The sequence below is a fragment of the Kribbella sp. NPDC050281 genome, assembly GCF_040655855.1.
GTDB lineage: Bacteria > Actinomycetota > Actinomycetes > Propionibacteriales > Kribbellaceae > Kribbella.
In genome coordinates this window covers 296,355-311,432 of the sequence record NZ_JBFAKS010000001.1, presented here as the reverse complement: position 1 = coordinate 311,432, position 15,078 = coordinate 296,355, and the positions used below count along the sequence as shown (strand labels likewise).

The 15,078-nt window shown below is 69.8% G+C and carries 12 protein-coding genes and 1 riboswitch; of the genes, 8 read left to right on the top strand and 4 right to left on the bottom strand.

Annotated features, from left to right (window positions below; all coding sequences use genetic code 11):
* Positions 1-261 precede the first annotated feature (261 nt).
* Positions 262-1,170 (top strand): LD-carboxypeptidase, encoded by a 909-nt coding sequence (locus AB0I34_RS01605; protein ID WP_360437601.1) that lies wholly within the window; start codon positions 262-264, stop codon positions 1,168-1,170.
* On the opposite strand, the gene AB0I34_RS01600 is transcribed toward AB0I34_RS01605, so the two are convergent.
* From AB0I34_RS01600 to AB0I34_RS01590, 3 genes are all read right to left on the bottom strand, one after another.
* Positions 1,163-2,953, bottom strand: a complete 1,791-nt coding sequence (locus AB0I34_RS01600; RefSeq protein ID WP_360437598.1) for an alpha/beta fold hydrolase — start codon at positions 2,951-2,953, stop codon at positions 1,163-1,165. The two genes, AB0I34_RS01605 and AB0I34_RS01600, sit on opposite strands and share 8 nt — an antisense overlap.
* Before the next feature lie 63 nt (positions 2,954-3,016).
* Positions 3,017-4,795: an ABC transporter ATP-binding protein gene (locus AB0I34_RS01595; RefSeq protein ID WP_360437595.1), complete on the bottom strand. Its 1,779-nt coding sequence runs from the start codon at positions 4,793-4,795 to the stop codon at positions 3,017-3,019.
* The gene (locus tag AB0I34_RS01590) at positions 4,792-6,558 is read right to left on the bottom strand and encodes an ABC transporter ATP-binding protein (RefSeq protein WP_360437592.1); all 1,767 of its coding nucleotides are present in this window, start codon (positions 6,556-6,558) and stop codon (positions 4,792-4,794) included. The genes AB0I34_RS01595 and AB0I34_RS01590 overlap by 4 nt, the downstream gene beginning before the upstream one ends.
* Before the next feature lie 188 nt (positions 6,559-6,746).
* Between AB0I34_RS01590 and AB0I34_RS01585 the strand changes: the two genes are divergently transcribed.
* Positions 6,747-8,168, top strand: a complete 1,422-nt coding sequence (locus AB0I34_RS01585; RefSeq protein WP_360437590.1) for an MFS transporter — start codon at positions 6,747-6,749, stop codon at positions 8,166-8,168.
* Here AB0I34_RS01585 and AB0I34_RS01580 read toward each other — a convergent pair.
* Positions 8,155-9,177 (bottom strand): (p)ppGpp synthetase, encoded by a 1,023-nt coding sequence (locus AB0I34_RS01580; RefSeq protein ID WP_360437587.1) that lies wholly within the window; start codon positions 9,175-9,177, stop codon positions 8,155-8,157. The two genes, AB0I34_RS01585 and AB0I34_RS01580, sit on opposite strands and share 14 nt — an antisense overlap.
* A gap of 50 nt (positions 9,178-9,227) precedes the next feature.
* Here AB0I34_RS01580 and AB0I34_RS01575 point away from each other — a divergent pair, with 50 nt between their 5' ends.
* The 6 genes from AB0I34_RS01575 to AB0I34_RS01550 all read left to right on the top strand — a co-directional run bounded on the left by AB0I34_RS01575 (position 9,228) and on the right by AB0I34_RS01550 (position 15,070).
* The gene (locus tag AB0I34_RS01575) at positions 9,228-9,806 is read left to right on the top strand and encodes a class I SAM-dependent methyltransferase (RefSeq protein WP_360437584.1); all 579 of its coding nucleotides are present in this window, start codon (positions 9,228-9,230) and stop codon (positions 9,804-9,806) included.
* 108 nt (positions 9,807-9,914) lie between these two features.
* Entirely contained in the window at positions 9,915-11,108 is a 1,194-nt protein-coding gene (locus AB0I34_RS01570) for an ATP-binding protein (protein ID WP_131362408.1), read from the top strand.
* A 78-nt stretch (positions 11,109-11,186) separates the two neighbouring features.
* Positions 11,187-12,041 (top strand): DUF3152 domain-containing protein, encoded by an 855-nt coding sequence (locus AB0I34_RS01565; RefSeq protein ID WP_360437581.1) that lies wholly within the window; start codon positions 11,187-11,189, stop codon positions 12,039-12,041.
* Between the two features lie 40 nt (positions 12,042-12,081).
* Complete coding sequence (locus AB0I34_RS01560; protein ID WP_360437578.1) at positions 12,082-12,942, top strand: hypothetical protein; 861 nt, start codon at positions 12,082-12,084, stop codon at positions 12,940-12,942.
* Complete coding sequence (locus AB0I34_RS01555) at positions 12,939-13,601, top strand: alpha/beta hydrolase (RefSeq protein ID WP_360437575.1); 663 nt, start codon at positions 12,939-12,941, stop codon at positions 13,599-13,601. The genes AB0I34_RS01560 and AB0I34_RS01555 overlap by 4 nt, the downstream gene beginning before the upstream one ends.
* Before the next feature lie 20 nt (positions 13,602-13,621).
* Positions 13,622-13,748: riboswitch (TPP riboswitch) on the top strand.
* Positions 13,742-15,070, top strand: a complete 1,329-nt coding sequence (locus AB0I34_RS01550; RefSeq protein WP_360437572.1) for a cytosine permease — start codon at positions 13,742-13,744, stop codon at positions 15,068-15,070. (Overlaps the previous riboswitch by 7 nt.)
* The last annotated feature ends 8 nt before the right edge of the window (positions 15,071-15,078 follow it).

Below are 15,078 nucleotides of genomic sequence, written 5' to 3'. Positions count from 1 at the left end.
CGCTCGTGGGGCGGCGTGGGCCCCTGTCGTGGGTTGACCCACGAGAGTGTGGGTTGACGCACGGCGTGCGGCTGGCCAACCCACCGGCTGGTGGGCCCACCCATCGGAGCGGGCAGGGGGCGGCGTAGCCCCCTCTCGTGGGTTGACCCACGAGAGTGTGGGTTGACGCACGGCGTGCGGTTGGCGAACCCACCGGCTGGTGGGCCTACCCATCGGAGGGGGACGGGCGGGGGTGGCGTCGGGCGGGGTAGCGTTCCGCGGATGACTGACTTGCGGGTGCCCGGGAAACTGCAGGCGGGCGACCGGGTGGCGGTGGTGGCGCCGTCCGGTCGGGTGCAGGCGGATCGGCTCGAGGTGGGTACGGCGTACCTGAGGGCCTGGGGGCTCGAGGTCGAGGTGATGCCGTCGGTGCTGGCCGGGCATGAGCGGCTGACCTACCTGGCTGCCGACGACAAAGCCCGGGCCGAGGACCTGCGGACGGCCTGGCTGGACTCACGCTTCGCCGCGGTCTTCTGCGCCCGCGGCGGGTACGGCGTCCAGCGGATGCTCGAGTACGTCGACTTCGACGATCTCCTGGCCGTGCCGAAATGGTTCATCGGGTTCAGCGACATCACCGCGCTGCACGAGCCGCTGAACGCCCGCGGACTAGTCACCATCCACGGACCGATGGCCGCCGCTGTCGAGCAGCTGGGCGCTGCGGACGGCCGGGAGCGGCTGCGCGAGCTGCTGTTCGAGCCCGAGAAGGTGACTGACCTTCTGGCGCCAGCAGGCGCGCGGACTGTGGTCGGCGGCGTTGCCGAAGGACCGCTGCGCGGTGGCAACCTCGCGATGCTCGCAGCAAGCATCGGTACGCCGACCTACGCGCCGCCGACCGGGATCGTGGTGCTGGAGGACGTGAGCGAGGACGCCTACCGGGTGGACCGGCTGCTGACGCAGCTGCTCCGCTCTGGCTGGTTCGCCGGAGTTGCCGGGTTGGTGATCGGCGACTTCAGCGGGGCGGACGACGCGGACCTGGTGAACGCGGTGATGCGCGATCGGTTGGAGCCGCTCGGTCTGCCGATGGTCGAGGGGGCCGCGATCGGGCATGAGGACCTGAACCTCGCCGTACCGCTCGGACTGCCGGCGCGGCTGGACGCTACGGCCGGAACGCTCGCACCGCTGTTCAGCTGACCAGATGCCGGCGTAGGAACGCCAACGCCTGCGGGTACGCGTCGAGCTTGTTCTTCAGCTTGGCCAGGCCGTGGCCCTCGTCGTCGTACACCAGGACCTGACAGGGCACGCCGCGCTTCGTCAGCGCATCGCCGACCTGCTCGGTCTCCGACAACGGCACCCGCGGATCGTTGGCGCCGTGGATGACGAACAGCGGCGCGCGGATGTCGTCGACCCGGTTCAACGGGCTGGCGGACTCCAGGAACTCACGGTCGGTGGCGAGATACCCGTACTCGCGCTCACGCATCGCGCGGCGGTAGTCCGAGGTGTTCTCCAGGAACGTGACCAGCGAGGCGATCCCGACGATGTCCACACCGGCGGCCCACAGCTCCGGCTGGAACGCGAGCCCGGCGAGCACCATGTAGCCGCCGTACGAACCACCCCACAGCGCTGTCCGCTCCGGGTTGGAGCCGATCGTCGGCAGCCACGCGTGGATCGCGGCCAGGTCCTTCACCGAGTCCAACCGCAGCTCCCGGTCGTCCAGCGAGTACCACCGCTTCCCGTACCCCGCCGATCCGCGCACGTTCGGTACGACGACCGTGTGGCCATCGGCGGCGAGGGCGGAGACGATCGGAGCCCAGTTGCGCATCGCTGCGCCCTCCGGACCGCCATGCACGTGGACGATGGTGGTCCCCAGGTCGGGGCCGGTCGGCCGGAACACGAACACCGGCACCTGCTCACCGTCGAACGACGGCACCAGCAGGCTCTCCGGGTGCGTGAGCTGGGCCGGCGGCTCCGGCATCTCCGGCGGCCGCACCTCCAGCAGCTCCCGGGACGCCGGGACGTAGCGGAACACGGTCGGCGGACAGACCGGCGAGCTGTAGGTGATCGCCGCGAACGAGCCGTCCGGGGACCAGTGCGGATCAGGCGTCAGCATCAGCAGCCCGGCGCAACCGCCCGCGGGCAGACTGACCGGGGCGACCTCGGAGCCATCGTCGAGCCGATGCAGGGCCAGCGACACTTCGCCGTCGTGCAGCACGCCGACGAGCAGGTCCTCGCCGTTGGGGGAGGCCCAGCCGGCCAGATCGCGGGAGTCGTCCACGAGTACGTCGTGCCACGCCCGATCGCCGAGGTGGTACCGCCGTACGGCCATCCGGTCCCGGTCCGCGTTCGTCGACACCAGGAACCCGGTCGAGTCCGGCAGCCAGGACACCGCCGCCTGGTCGTTGTGCGCGTCGTACGGCGTGAGCTCGGTGACGGACCGGGTCCCGGAGTCGACCAGGAGGAGCTGGATCGAGTTCGCCGGGGCGCTGGCCAGCGACAGCACCACCCACTTGTCGTCCGGGGACGGGGTCACGCCCATCACCCAGCCGCCGCCGTCGTACAGGGCCGTGTCTCTGTCGCTGCCGAGGTCGTGGGCGACCAGGTCGAAGTCCGTGCCGTTGCGCCGGTTCGTGGTGAACAGGACGCGGCCGGGCTTGGCATCGACCAGGTGGTGGACGTACTCCGGGTCGTGGACGAGCGGGGTCAACGTGGGGAGGCCGGGCTCGTCGAGGTCGAGCAGTGAGAGCTGACCGAGCTCACTGCCGCCGTCGTCGTGCTCGACGACGACCTGGCTGCTCTCCGGGACGAACCGTGCGCCGCGGACGGTGTCGTCCAATGCGGTCAACGCCCGCCAGGTCCCGTCCGGTGCCACGTGGTGCACCTGCCGGGTGCCGCTTCCGTCGTACAGGACGAGCAGTGCACCCTCGTCGTTCACATCGAGAGCGGTCGTGGACGGGAGTGAGAACAGCGTTGTCAGCACAGGTTCATCCTCACACGCGACAGGTCCGGGGGCAGGCGCAACGGCCTGCCCCCGAGCCTGGCCTCAGCGATCGCCGTGCCAGGAGTGCCAGAGCGCCGCATAGGGGCCCTGGGCATCGACCAGTTCGTCGTGACCGCCGAGCTCGACGATCCTGCCGTCCTCGACGACGGCGATCACGTCCGCGTCGTGCGCGGTGTGCAGCCGGTGCGCGATCGCTACCACGGTCCGGCCCTCCAGTACGCCGGCCAGCGACCGCTCCAGGTGCCGCGCGGCGCGCGGGTCCATCAACGAGGTCGCCTCGTCCAGGACCAGCGTGTGCGGGTCGGCCAGCACCAGCCGGGCCAGCGCGACCTGCTGCGCCTGTGCCGGCGTCAGCGAGATCCCACCGGAACCCACCTCAGTGTCCAGCCCGTTGTCGAACCCGGCGACCCAGCCGTCCGCGTCGACGGAGCGCAGCGCCGCCCAGAGGTCGGCGTCGGACGCCTCCGGCCGGGCCAGCCGCAGGTTGTCCCGGACGCTGCCCACGAACACGTGGTGCTCCTGATTGACCAGCGCCACATGGCTGCGGACCTGCTCGGCAGACATCTTGTCGAGGGCGGCACCACCCAGGGTGATGTCACCGAGCCGCGGCGAGTAGATGCCGGCCAGCAACCGGCCCAGGGTCGACTTCCCCGCACCCGAAGGCCCTACGAGCGCGACCCGGGCACCCGGCTCGACCGTCAGCGTCACGCCGTGCAGGACGTCGCGGCCCTCCAGATAGCCGAACCGCACCTCGTCGGCGAGCACCCGCCGGCCCTCGGGCTCGGCCTGCTCGTCGGCCGCGGCCGCCTCGATCTCACGGACCCCCACCAACCGGGCCACCGACACCTGCGCCACCTGGAGCTCGTCGTACCAGCGGATCATCATGTTGACCGGCTCGACCAGCATCTGGATGTACAGCGCACCCGTGGTGAGGGCGCCGACGGTGAGCCAGCCCTGGATGGCGAAGCCGCCACCGATCACCAGCACCGCGGCCAGCGCGACCGTGTGGGTCATGTTGATCACCGGGAACAGAATCATCCGCAGATACAGCGTGTAGCGCTCCCAGGCGACCCACTGACCGATCCGGGTGTCGCCCAGGTTGATCCGGCGGTCGCCGAGCCGATGCGACTCCACGGTCCGGCCGGCGTCGACGGTCTCGGCCAGGCCCGAGGCCACCGCGGCGTACCCGGCGGCCTCCGACCGGTACGCCGACGGCGCCCGGCGGAAGTACCAGCGGGCACCGATGATCAGGATCGGCATCGCGATCACCACGGCGACGGCCAGCGGCGGCGCGGTGATGATCAGCGCACCGATCAGCAGCCCCGCCCAGATCACCGCGATGGTCAGCTGCGGTACGGCGTCCCGCATCGCGTGCGAGAGCCGGTCGATGTCCGTGGTGATCCGGGACAGGAGGTCACCGGTCCCGGCCCGCTCCAGGACACCCGGCGGCAGTCCGACCGCGCGGACCAGGAAGTCCTCGCGCAGGTCGGCGAGCATCTCCTCGCCGAGCACCGCGCCACGCAACCGGGTCAGCCGGACGAACACTGTCTGCACCAGCAGCGCGCAGACGAAGCCGACCACGACGTACGGCAGGTCGACGTCGCTCTTGCCCTGCGACAGCTTCTCCACCACGTTGCCGAGCAGCCAGGGCCCGACCATCCCGCTCAGCGCCGCCACTGTGTTCACCAGCGTCAGCCAGGCGAACGCACGGCGGTGCCGGCGGAACAGGATCTTCAGATAGGCGCGCACGGTCGCGCTGCCTGCCACCGGCAGCCGCGCCGCTTCCTGCGGCGCCGCCGGGTCGTACTCGGGGCGCTTCACGCGGACTCCTCTTCGAAGGTTGGCTCGTCTTCACGGGTGACCGCCGCGCGGTAGCGCGGGTTGGTGTGCACCAGCTCGTGGTGCGTCCCGACCGCCTCGACGCGGCCCTTCGGCACGAACACCACGCGCTCTGCGCGGTCCAGCATCAGCGGGCTGGAGGAGAACACCACAGTGGTTCGGCCGCCCCGCAGCAGCCGGAGACCGTCGGCGATCCGGGCCTCGGTGTGCGCGTCCACCGCACTGGTCGGCTCGTCCAGCACCAGCACCTGCGGGTCGACGTACAGCGAACGGGCCAATGCCACTCGCTGCCGCTGCCCACCGGACAGGGACCGTCCCCGCTCGGTCAGCACGGCCTGCATCGGGTCCGACACGCCAGCCGGCAGCGTCTGCCGCAGTACGTCGAGAATGTCCTCGCACTGCGCCGCGTCGAGTGCCGTCTCTGGAGAGACCGCTCCACTGGCCGGTACGTCGAACAGCTGGCGCACTGTCCCGGACAGCAGCACCGGGTCCTTGTCCTGCACGAGTACGACGGTCCGCGCGGACTCCAACGGGATGTCGTCCAGCGGTACGCCGTCCAGTAGCACGGACGCCTGGTTGTCCTCGGCGCCCGGGCTGTGACCGCCCAGACGATCGGCCAGCCGGCCGCCGGCGTCCGGGTCACCGCAGACGACCGCGGTGAAGCTCCCGGCCGGCACGTGCAGACCGGTGACCGGGTCCAGCAGGTCACCCTCGGGCAGCTGGGCCTCGGCGGTGCCCATGGTCTCGTCGGTCCGCTGCAACGCCAGCACGCGCGCGGCCCGGCGGGCCGACACCTTCGAGAAGATGAAGGCACTGGCCGTCTCCTCGAACGTGTGCAGCGGCACCAGCATGAACGTGATGAACCCGTACGTCGTGACGAGCTCGCCGACCGTGATCCGGCCGGACGTCACCAGCCGGACACCCATCCAGACGACCACCACCAGGAACAGTCCGAACAGCAGCACCTGGAGAGCCGCGATCAGCGACCACATCCGGGCACTGCGGACCGCACTGGCGCGGTAGTCCTGTGAGGCGTCGCGGTAGCGATCCAGGAACAACTGCTCGCCGCCGATGCCACGCAGTACGCGCAGACCGGCCACGGTGTCCGCGGCCAGCTCGGTCGCGCGGCCGCCCTTGGCGCGCTGCACGTCCGCGCGACGCTCGGCCGGGCCCATCAGCGGGACGATCGAGAACGCCAGCACCGGTACGGCGATGGCGACCACCAGGCCGAGCAGCGGCTCGTAGAACAGCAGCCCGATGACCACGGCGAAGCACGTCAGCAGTGCGGCAGCGAACCGGCCGAGCACCTCGACGAACCAGCCGATCTTCTCGACATCGCCGCTGCTCACCGCGACCACTTCACCGGCAGCGATCCGGCGAGTGAGCAGCGAACCCAGCTCCGCGGCCTTGCGGAACAGCAGTTGCTGCAGGCGTGCCGCCGTACTGATCCAGTTGGTCACCACGGCGCGGTGGAAGAACGAGTCGGCGCCGGCCTTGGCCGCGCCGAACACGAGCAGCAGCACCCCGGCCAGGATCAGCTTGGGCCAGGAGAGGTCGATCACCGCCTGGACGGCGAGACCGACGGCGACCGGAGCGGCGGCGATACCGCCGAAATAGAGCAGCCCCCAGAACACGGCGAGGGCTTGCCCGCGCAGCTGCTGGTGCTCCAGCCAGAGGATGAGTCGGAGACCGGACCGGGTGTCCGGCACACCCGGGTCGGCGAACGGAATGAGGCGCAGGGACATGACGTCTCACAAAGAGGCATAGAAGGATGAGAAGGCACCTGACCAGGCGAATGGATCAAGCCTAGGCGGGGCCGCCGACAGTTCGCCAACCGTTTTCGGCCGGGCCGGTCCCGGGGGCTGGGCCACCGGAAATCGCTCCCGGCCGACAGTTGTACAGTCTTCAAGTAGATGGTGGCGGAGGGAGCCGGGTGGAGGAACTGACGCGCAGGCGGCGGTTGCTGATCCTCGGTATCTGCTGCTCCAGCCTCTTCATCGTCGGCCTGGACTCCACCATCGTGAACCTGGCCCTGCCGTCCATCCGGTCCGAGCTGGGCGCCTCGGTGTCCAAGCTGCAATGGACCATCGACGCGTACACGCTGGTGCTGGCCAGCCTGCTGATGGTCTCCGGCTCGACCGCGGACCGGGTCGGCCGGCGACGGACGTTCCAGGCCGGGCTGGTGGTGTTCGGGGTCGGGTCGCTGCTGTGCGGAGTCGCGCCGACCATCGACCTGCTGATCCTGTTCCGGATGCTGCAGGCGATCGGTGGCTCGATGCTCAACCCGGTGGCGATGTCGATCATCACCAACACCTTCACCGACCCACGCGAGCGCGCCCAGGCGATCGGGGTCTGGGGTGGCGTGGTCGGGCTCAGTTTGGCGGTCGGGCCGGTGGTCGGTGGAGCACTCGTCGACGCAGCGGGCTGGCGGTTGATCTTCTGGATCAACGTGCCGGTGACGGTGGCCGCCGTACTGATGACGGCGCGGTTCGTGCCGGAGTCGCGGGCCGCGGTGCCGCGGCGGATGGATCCGGTCGGGCAGATCCTGGTGGTGCTGCTGCTCGGCGGGCTGACGTACGGGATCATCGAGGGCCGGTCGGCCGGGTGGACCTCGCCGCTGATCATCGGGTGCTTCGTGGTGACCGTCGTGTCCTTGGTGTCTCTGGTGTTGTACGAGCGGCGACGGGAGCAACCGTTGCTGGAGCCGCGGTTCTTCCGGAGTGCGCCGTTCTCGGGTGCGACGTTGATCGCGGTCGCGGGATTCTCGGCGCTGTCCGGATTCCTGTTCCTGAACTCGCTCTATCTGCAGTCGGTGCGTGGGTTCTCGGCGCTGCATGCCGGGCTGCTGACGCTGCCGATGGCGGCGATGACCGTGGTGTTCGCACCGCTGTCCGGATGGCTCGTCGGACACCGCGGTCCGCGACTGCCGCTGGTCGTTGCCGGCAGCATGCTTACTGTCTCCGGGCTGGTGCTGTCGCGGTTGAGTCTGACCACGTCGACCGAGATGCTGCTGGTCGGCTACCTGATCTTCGGTCTGGGCTTCGGGATGCTGAACGCGCCGATCACCAATGCGGCGGTGTCCGGCATGCCGCGCTCCCAAGCCGGCGTCGCCGCGGCGATCGCGTCGACCAGCCGTCAGGTCGGTGCCTCCCTGGGGGTGGCGATCGCGGGGACGATCCTCACCGCCCGTCTGGTGGGCACGCTGGAGAGCGGCTTCGTCGACGCGGCCAAACTGTGCTGGTTCGTGATCGCCGGCTGCGGCGTACTCGTCCTCGTGCTCGGCCTCATCACCACCGGAGCCTGGGCCCGCCGTACCGCTGAGGCCGTCGCGGAGGATCTGGTCAGGACTCGGTGATCCCGGCGCGGGTGAGTGCCTTGAGGCGGCCGCGGAGGATCTTCTGGCGGCGTTCCTCGTCCGGGAACAGGTCGACGTACGCCGTACCCTTCGCGGCCAGCAGGTCGTCGTCGAGGCGGCGGACCGTGCCGGCCGGGAAGCGGTGAGTCATCGCGGCCTGGACCGCGGAGCTGTCGATGCCGGTCAGGAGTTCGGTGAGCTGTTCCTCGGTGGTGACGCCGAGCCGGGCCAGGATGCCGAGGATCCACGTGTAGTGGTTCGTCTTGGCGTGCGGCGCGTCCGGGTAGCGGCGGGTCAGGTACGTCGTCAGCGTCGCGGTGGTCAGGTCGCGCGGGGTCTTGTCCGGTTCGGCCGCCGCGAGCTCGCGGTACAGCCGGTCGATCTCCGTGAACTCGTTGTCCACCAGCTCCATCAGCGCCGCCGCCAGCAGGAACCGCCGGTCGAATTCCGGCTTGCGGCCCGGCGGGATGTCCAGCTTGTACCGGATGTCGTGCTCGAACTCCGCCCACGCGTGCTGGACCGCGGTCCGGACCTGGATCTCCATCACCAGGTTCTTCAGTACGGCGTACTCCGGCAGCTCGCGGCGAGTCGCGTTCAGCCGGACCAGGTAGTGCTTGCTGGCATACCCGAACACACCCTGCGCCCGGGTGTGCGCACCCATGTCGGTGTGCTCGACGATCTCGAACTCGGCCTCGATCACCTCGCAGACCCGGTCCACAGCCTCGGCCAGGAACGTGATCACCCGGGCCGCGACCAGGTCGGTGATCTGGTTCAGCGGGTCGTCGTACTTCGGCCGGGCCGGGTCGTCCGGATGCGGCTTCGACGCCTTGTCCAGGAACGACTCCGGATCCTTCGCCCGGGCGGTCGCGCTGAGGTAGTTGATGCCCTCCTCGTCACCGATCAGCTCGTCGATGAGCGCCTCGAGCTTGCGCGCACCACCGACGTACTGCTGATGCATCCGCTCGTACAGCGCACCTGCCTGCCGAGCCCACTCCACCCGCCCAACCATGACAGGACGATAGTGCTCCCGCAGGCCCAGTCGCCTGCAAGACTCCCCCTATGCCCGACTCCACCGACTGGGCGCCGTACGTCGCCTTCACCGCCGGCGATCCGCCCCGCCCTTTGCACCAGGCGGCCCTCGCCTGCTTCACCGAGCCTGGTACGGCGGTCGACCTCGGCTGCGGCGCCGGCAACGAGACCCTCGACCTCCTCGATCGAGGCTGGCAGGTCCACGCCGTCGACTCGAGCGCGGCTGCTCTCGCGGAGGTATCCCGCCGAGCCGGCAGCGGGCGACGGCTGACGCTGGAACGCAGCGACCTGTGGGATGCGCGGCCTCCGGTCGCCGACCTCGTCTATGCGGGCTTCAGCCTGTTCTTCGCCCCGCCGGAACGGTTTGCGGAGACCTGGGAGGTGGTGACGCGGGCAGTGCGGCCGGGCGGCGTGTTCGCCGGCCAGTTGCTTGGGATGCGTGACGACTGGGCACAGCAGCCGGAGATCTCCGCTCAGGACGACGCAGAGGTCCAGGGATTGCTGGAAGGGTGGAGTGTGGAGCGCCTCGACGAGGTGGAGTACGACGGGCGGGCGATGAGCGGGCCGAAGCACTGGCATCTGTACGACGTGCTGGCTAGGCGGGTCTAGGAGTTTCTAGCGGAATTGCTAGAAAGCTGTAGACAAGGGTCGCGACACGCTCTGGCGGTTGCTAGCGAAATCTAAGGAAAACGCTAGACGCGCTCATACAGTGAAAGCATGGATCCGATCCGGAATCCCTATGCGCCCGGCGCCGGTCAGCGGCCGCCTGAGCTGGCCGGACGCGACATCGAGGTGCGGCAGTTCGAGGTGGTACTCGAACGGGTCGCGGCAGGCAGGCCGGAGCGGAGTCTGGTGCTGAGTGGACTCCGCGGCGTCGGCAAGACCGTGTTGCTGAACACCTTGCGCAGCCAGGCGATCAAGCGCGCCTGGGGTACCGGGAAGATCGAGGCCCGGCCGGACCAGAGCATTCGGTTGCCGATCGCGCAGGCACTGCACACCGCAATGCGCGAGCTGGGCCACCGGCACCGCGACGACGAGCGGGTCGACAGCTTCAGCGCCGTACTGAAGGCGTTCGCGCTGCGCACCGCGGCCAACGATCGCAAGGGCATCCGCTGGCATCCGCCGGTCGACGTGGCCGCCGCGAAGGGCCGTGCCGATTCCGGCGACCTCGAGATGGATCTGATCGAGCTGTTCACCGACGCGGCCGACCTGGCCGGCGATCTGTCCGTCGGCGTCGGATTGTTCATCGACGAGATGCAGGACATCAGTCCCGACGACCTGTCCGCGCTGTGCGCCGCCTGCCACGAGATCTCCCAGCAGAGCGCGCCGTTGGTCGTCGTCGGCGCGGGCCTTCCGCATCTGCCCGCCGTACTGTCCGCCAGCAAGTCGTACTCCGAGCGGTTGTTCCGCTACATCCGCGTCGACCGTCTCGCCCGCGACGCGTGTGACCGCGCGCTGATGATCCCGGCGGAGAGCGAGGGCGTCCAGTACGACGACGAGGCGCTGGACGAGCTGTACGCCCAGACCGACGGCTATCCGTACTTCGTCCAGGCCTTCGCGCACGCCACCTGGGACCACGCTCCGACCTCGCCGATCACCATCAAGGACGTCGCCGTCGCGGGCCCGGAGGCCTCCGCCGAACTCACCGTCGGCTTCTTCGGCTCCCGCTACGAACGCGCCACCCCGGCCGAACGCGAGTACATGCGCGCGATGGCCGAGCTCGGCATCGGCGTCGACGACGGCTCGGTCCCCACCGCCGAGGTCGCCAGCACGCTGAACCGCAAACCGCAGTCCCTCTCCCCGGCCCGCGACGGCCTGATCAAGAAGGGCCTCGTCTTCTCCGCCGAACGCGGCACCGTCGCCTTCACCGTCCCCCACTTCGGCAAGTTCCTCCGCACCCGCACGGCCTGACGCCTTCGGTTCGTTGGTGTTGCAAGTCATGAATCTGCCCTTTCGTGGAGTGGTGCTGGCTCTGTAGGGTGAATCGTCATGACCACCGGGCGGACTGGCCAGCAGGCGGACGCGCGTGTCCGCAAGCGCGGTGGCCGTCACACCCGGAAGAAATCGCACAAGGCGCAGTGGTTCTCGGTGACCGCGTTGGCGGTGCTCGGGACCGTGGTGGTCATGCACCCGGACGCCGCCGGCCGGCGGAGCCTCGCGGCCGAGGTCGTTGCCGGCACCAGCACTCCGGTCGCCTCGACTCCGGTGGCGACTCCCGCACCGGCACCGATCGCCACACCGACGCAGAAGTTCACCACCCCGTTGCGCCCGGCACCGAGTCTGACCCGGAAGCCGAAGAGCTCGAAGCCGAACGTCACCGTCTCCACCGGCCGGCTCGCGGTCGTGCCAGGGTTCGCCAAGGCCAGCGGTGTGAAGGACAAATTGACCTACCGGGTCGAGATCGAGCAGGGCCTGTCGCTGAACGGCGCCGCGGTCGCCGCGATCATCCACCAGACGCTCACCGATCCGCGCGGCTGGCAGGCGATCCACCCGGTCAACTTCGAGCGCACCGACAAGGTCGACGCCGACCTGCGGATCATCCTGGCCACGCCGGTCCTGACCGACAAGCTGTGCCTGCCGCTCGACACCGGCGGCGAGGTGTCCTGCCGCGTCGACGACCGCGTCGTCCTGAACGCCAAGCGGTGGGTGTACGCGGTTCCGGCGTACGGCGGGAACGTCGCCCTGTACCGGAACTACCTGGTCAACCACGAGGTCGGGCACGCGCTCGGCCACGGCCACTCCACCTGCACCCAGGCGAAGACCCCGGCACCGGTCATGATGCAGCAGACCAAAGGCCTCGGCGGCTGTCTGCCGAATGCGTGGCCCACGATCAAGGCAACCTGAGCCGTCCGTGAGAAGCTGAGTCGGAGGGGAGGGAGCAGCGATGTCGTCACAGGATTTCCCGACCTACGGCCGGGGCGATGAGCCCGAGCAGTCCGGCGAGGACCACCAGTACGCCAAACCTGCCCCGTACGGCGGCGGCACGTTCGGCTCCGGACCGCAGAGCGCCCCCGAGCAAAGCCACTACGCCCCGCCCCAGCCCTACAGCTCCCCACCAGGCCAGTACGGCGCCCCACCCGGCGGCGTTGGGCCGGGTCAGCCGCAGGGGCAGTCCGATTCCGGCGGACCGCCGTACAACCAGCCGCCGAACTACCGGCCTGGCACTCCGTACGGCCCGCCCGCACATCCGCAGCAGCATGAGCTGCCGACGTACGGGCGGGACCAACCCGTCGCGCCCCGCGATCCCCGCGCCGCCCGGGTCGTCCTGCTCGCCGCGATCATCGCCGGCGTCTACGGCCTGCTGGTCATCTCGATCCAGCGGGTTGCCCTCAGGGAGATCTCGCAGGCTCCTGGCTCGCCGCTCAACCACCCCCTGCGCACCGACGTGATCGACACGATCGGCCAGCTCCTGCTGCTCCTGGTCGGCGCGGTCGCGCTCTGGATGTGGGGCCGGGACGTGCTCGCCCGCCGGAGGGCCGGCCGGCAGCCGGATCCGGTCGAGCTCGGCGGGCTGCTGCTGGTCGCGGTGTCGATGGTCCCGATCCTGATCTGGCTGATCATGATCCTGTCGACCGGCATGGGCGCGATCGACGACTCGGTGCACCGGCTGCCCACGGCGTACGGCTGGGGTGGCCTCGGCCTGTTGATCCTCGCGGCCGGCTTCACCCTCGGCTACCGCGAACTCAAACCCGAGCTCGGCAACCCGGTCGTCCAGGCCCGCCCGGACCGGCCACCCTGGGAGTGACCGTCCCCGTCGTCCTGGTCCCGGGTCTCGGCCTCGGGCCGGCGTCGTACGACCGAACCGTCGAGCACCTCACCACGCCCTACCACCTGGTCAGCATGCCCGGGTACGGCGAACCGGCCGGTGCCAGGGAGGATCTGCGTCCGCAGGCTCTCGGGACTGTGCTGGCGGACAAGATCCGGGAGCGGTCGGTCCTGGTCGGGCACTCGGCCAGCTGCCAGATCGTGGTCGAGACCGCGATCGCCTTCCCCGAACTGGTCCACGCCCTGGTCCTGGTCGCACCGACCGGAGACATCCGGGCGTCGAGCTGGGTGGACCTGGCCGCTCGCTGGCTGGGTTCCGCCGTACCGGATTCGCCACGGCTGATCCGGGTCGTCACCCCGCAGTACGCCCGTACGACGCTGTCCTCGATCGCGCGCGCCGGCGAGGCGGCCAGGCGCCACGATCTGGGCGCGGTCATCGGCAGGGTGCGGGCGCCGGTGATGATCGTGCGCGGCCGGCACGATCTGGTGTCCACGGCCGAGTGGGTCGCACGGCTGGCCGAGCTGTGCCACGGTGAGGCGCGGACCCTGCCGACCGGCGCGCACATGCCGGTGGTGACCAACGGTCCGGAGCTGGCCGCTCTCATCCAGCGGGCGGCCGCCGCGCCGGATCCTGCCTGACGCGTTATCGTTGACGCGGTAGCAATCCTTGCGGGAGCTCGCACCGAACGCGCGGGCTGAGAGGGCGACGAGCTGAGCACAGCCGGGTCGCCGACCGCCTGAACCTGACCGGGTAATGCCGGCGTAGGGAGCGGGTCACCATGACCAGTACTGTTGTTCGTCCTGCCGATCAGACCGAGGCGCCACTCGTCCTCACCACGGACTCTCCGCGCACGCTCGGGTTCCTGGACCAGTTCACCCTCTGGGGGAACTTCGGCATCTCGCTGTTCGGCCCGGTCACCGGTGCGCTGGTGGCGGCGTACACGGGCTCACTCGCGCAGGGCCTGCTCGCGGTCGTCGTCGGCTGCGGGATCGGTGCCCTGGTGCTCGGCGGCGCAGCCGTGTTCGGCTCGCAGACCGGCGCACCGGCGATGGCGAGTCTGCGCGGTCTGTTCGGCCGTCGCGGTTCGATCGCGCCGACCGTGCTGAACATCGCCCAGAACGTCGGCTGGGCAACGATGGAGATCATCGTCATCGCGCAGGCCGCGGTCGCGGTCACCAGCGAGCGGTGGCGCTGGCTGTTCGTCCTGGTGGCGGGAGTGATCGCCACGGCGATGGCCGTACGACCACTGGGCAGCGTGAAGGTGCTGCGGAAGTTCATGGTCTGGCTGGTGCTGATCGCGTCGGTCTACCTGTTCGTGCAGGTGCTCAGCAAGCCGGTGCACGATCTGCCGCAGGACAGCGTGTTCGGCTTCTGGCCGGCCGTCGACCTGGCCGCCGCCGGTGTGGTGTCGTTCGCGCCGCTGGCCGCCGACTACACCCGGCACTCGCGCACCAACAAGGCAGCGTTCGCCGGCTCCGCACTCGGCTACGGCCTGGCCGCGATCGCGTACTACGCCTTGGGCGTCTTCGCGGTCGCCACCCTGCAGACCAACAGCGAGGACGTGATCACCGCGCTGGTCACGCTGCCCGCCGGTGCGATCGCGCTGTTCGTGCTGCTGGTGGACGAGGTCGACGAGGCCTACGCGAACGTCTACTCGACCACGATGGCCACGCACAACCTGATCGGTCACATCGACCGCCGGTGGATCTCGGTCGCTATCGGCGTGGTCGCCACGGCGCTCGCACTATTGGTTGACCTGGGCAACTACACGGAGTTCCTCTACCTGATCGGCTCGGTGTTCATCCCGTTGTTCGCGGTCGCGATCGCCGACTTCTTCGTGGTCAGCAAGATGAACTGGGACGTCTCCGGGACGGCGCGCTTCCGCTGGCAACCAACCGTCGCCTGGCTGATCGGCTTCGTCTCGTACCAGTTGGTCAACCCCGGCACGGTGTCCGGCTGGTCGCCGTTCTGGACCGAGGTCCAGCAGCGGCTGTTCAACGACCAGCCCGTGCCCTCCTGGCTCGGAGCGACGTACACCTCGATCGTGGTCTCGATGCTGGCCGCGGTGGTGCTGGGCAGGATCGGGCGCCGGCCGCTGGACAACTGACCCGGAGT

Bases quoted from the DNA above. Each gene is read 5' to 3' on its own strand.
- AB0I34_RS01605 (WP_360437601.1), top strand. From the start codon at position 262: ATGACTGACTTGCGGGTGCCCGGGAAACTGCAGGCGGGCGACCGGGTG.
- AB0I34_RS01590 (WP_360437592.1), bottom strand. From the start codon at position 6,558: ATGTCCCTGCGCCTCATTCCGTTCGCCGACCCGGGTGTGCCGGACACC.
- AB0I34_RS01580 (WP_360437587.1), bottom strand. From the start codon at position 9,177: ATGGTTGGGCGGGTGGAGTGGGCTCGGCAGGCAGGTGCGCTGTACGAG.
- AB0I34_RS01575 (WP_360437584.1), top strand. From the start codon at position 9,228: ATGCCCGACTCCACCGACTGGGCGCCGTACGTCGCCTTCACCGCCGGC.
- AB0I34_RS01570 (WP_131362408.1), top strand. From the start codon at position 9,915: ATGGATCCGATCCGGAATCCCTATGCGCCCGGCGCCGGTCAGCGGCCG.
- AB0I34_RS01565 (WP_360437581.1), top strand. From the start codon at position 11,187: ATGACCACCGGGCGGACTGGCCAGCAGGCGGACGCGCGTGTCCGCAAG.
- AB0I34_RS01560 (WP_360437578.1), top strand. From the start codon at position 12,082: ATGTCGTCACAGGATTTCCCGACCTACGGCCGGGGCGATGAGCCCGAG.
- AB0I34_RS01550 (WP_360437572.1), top strand. From the start codon at position 13,742: ATGACCAGTACTGTTGTTCGTCCTGCCGATCAGACCGAGGCGCCACTC.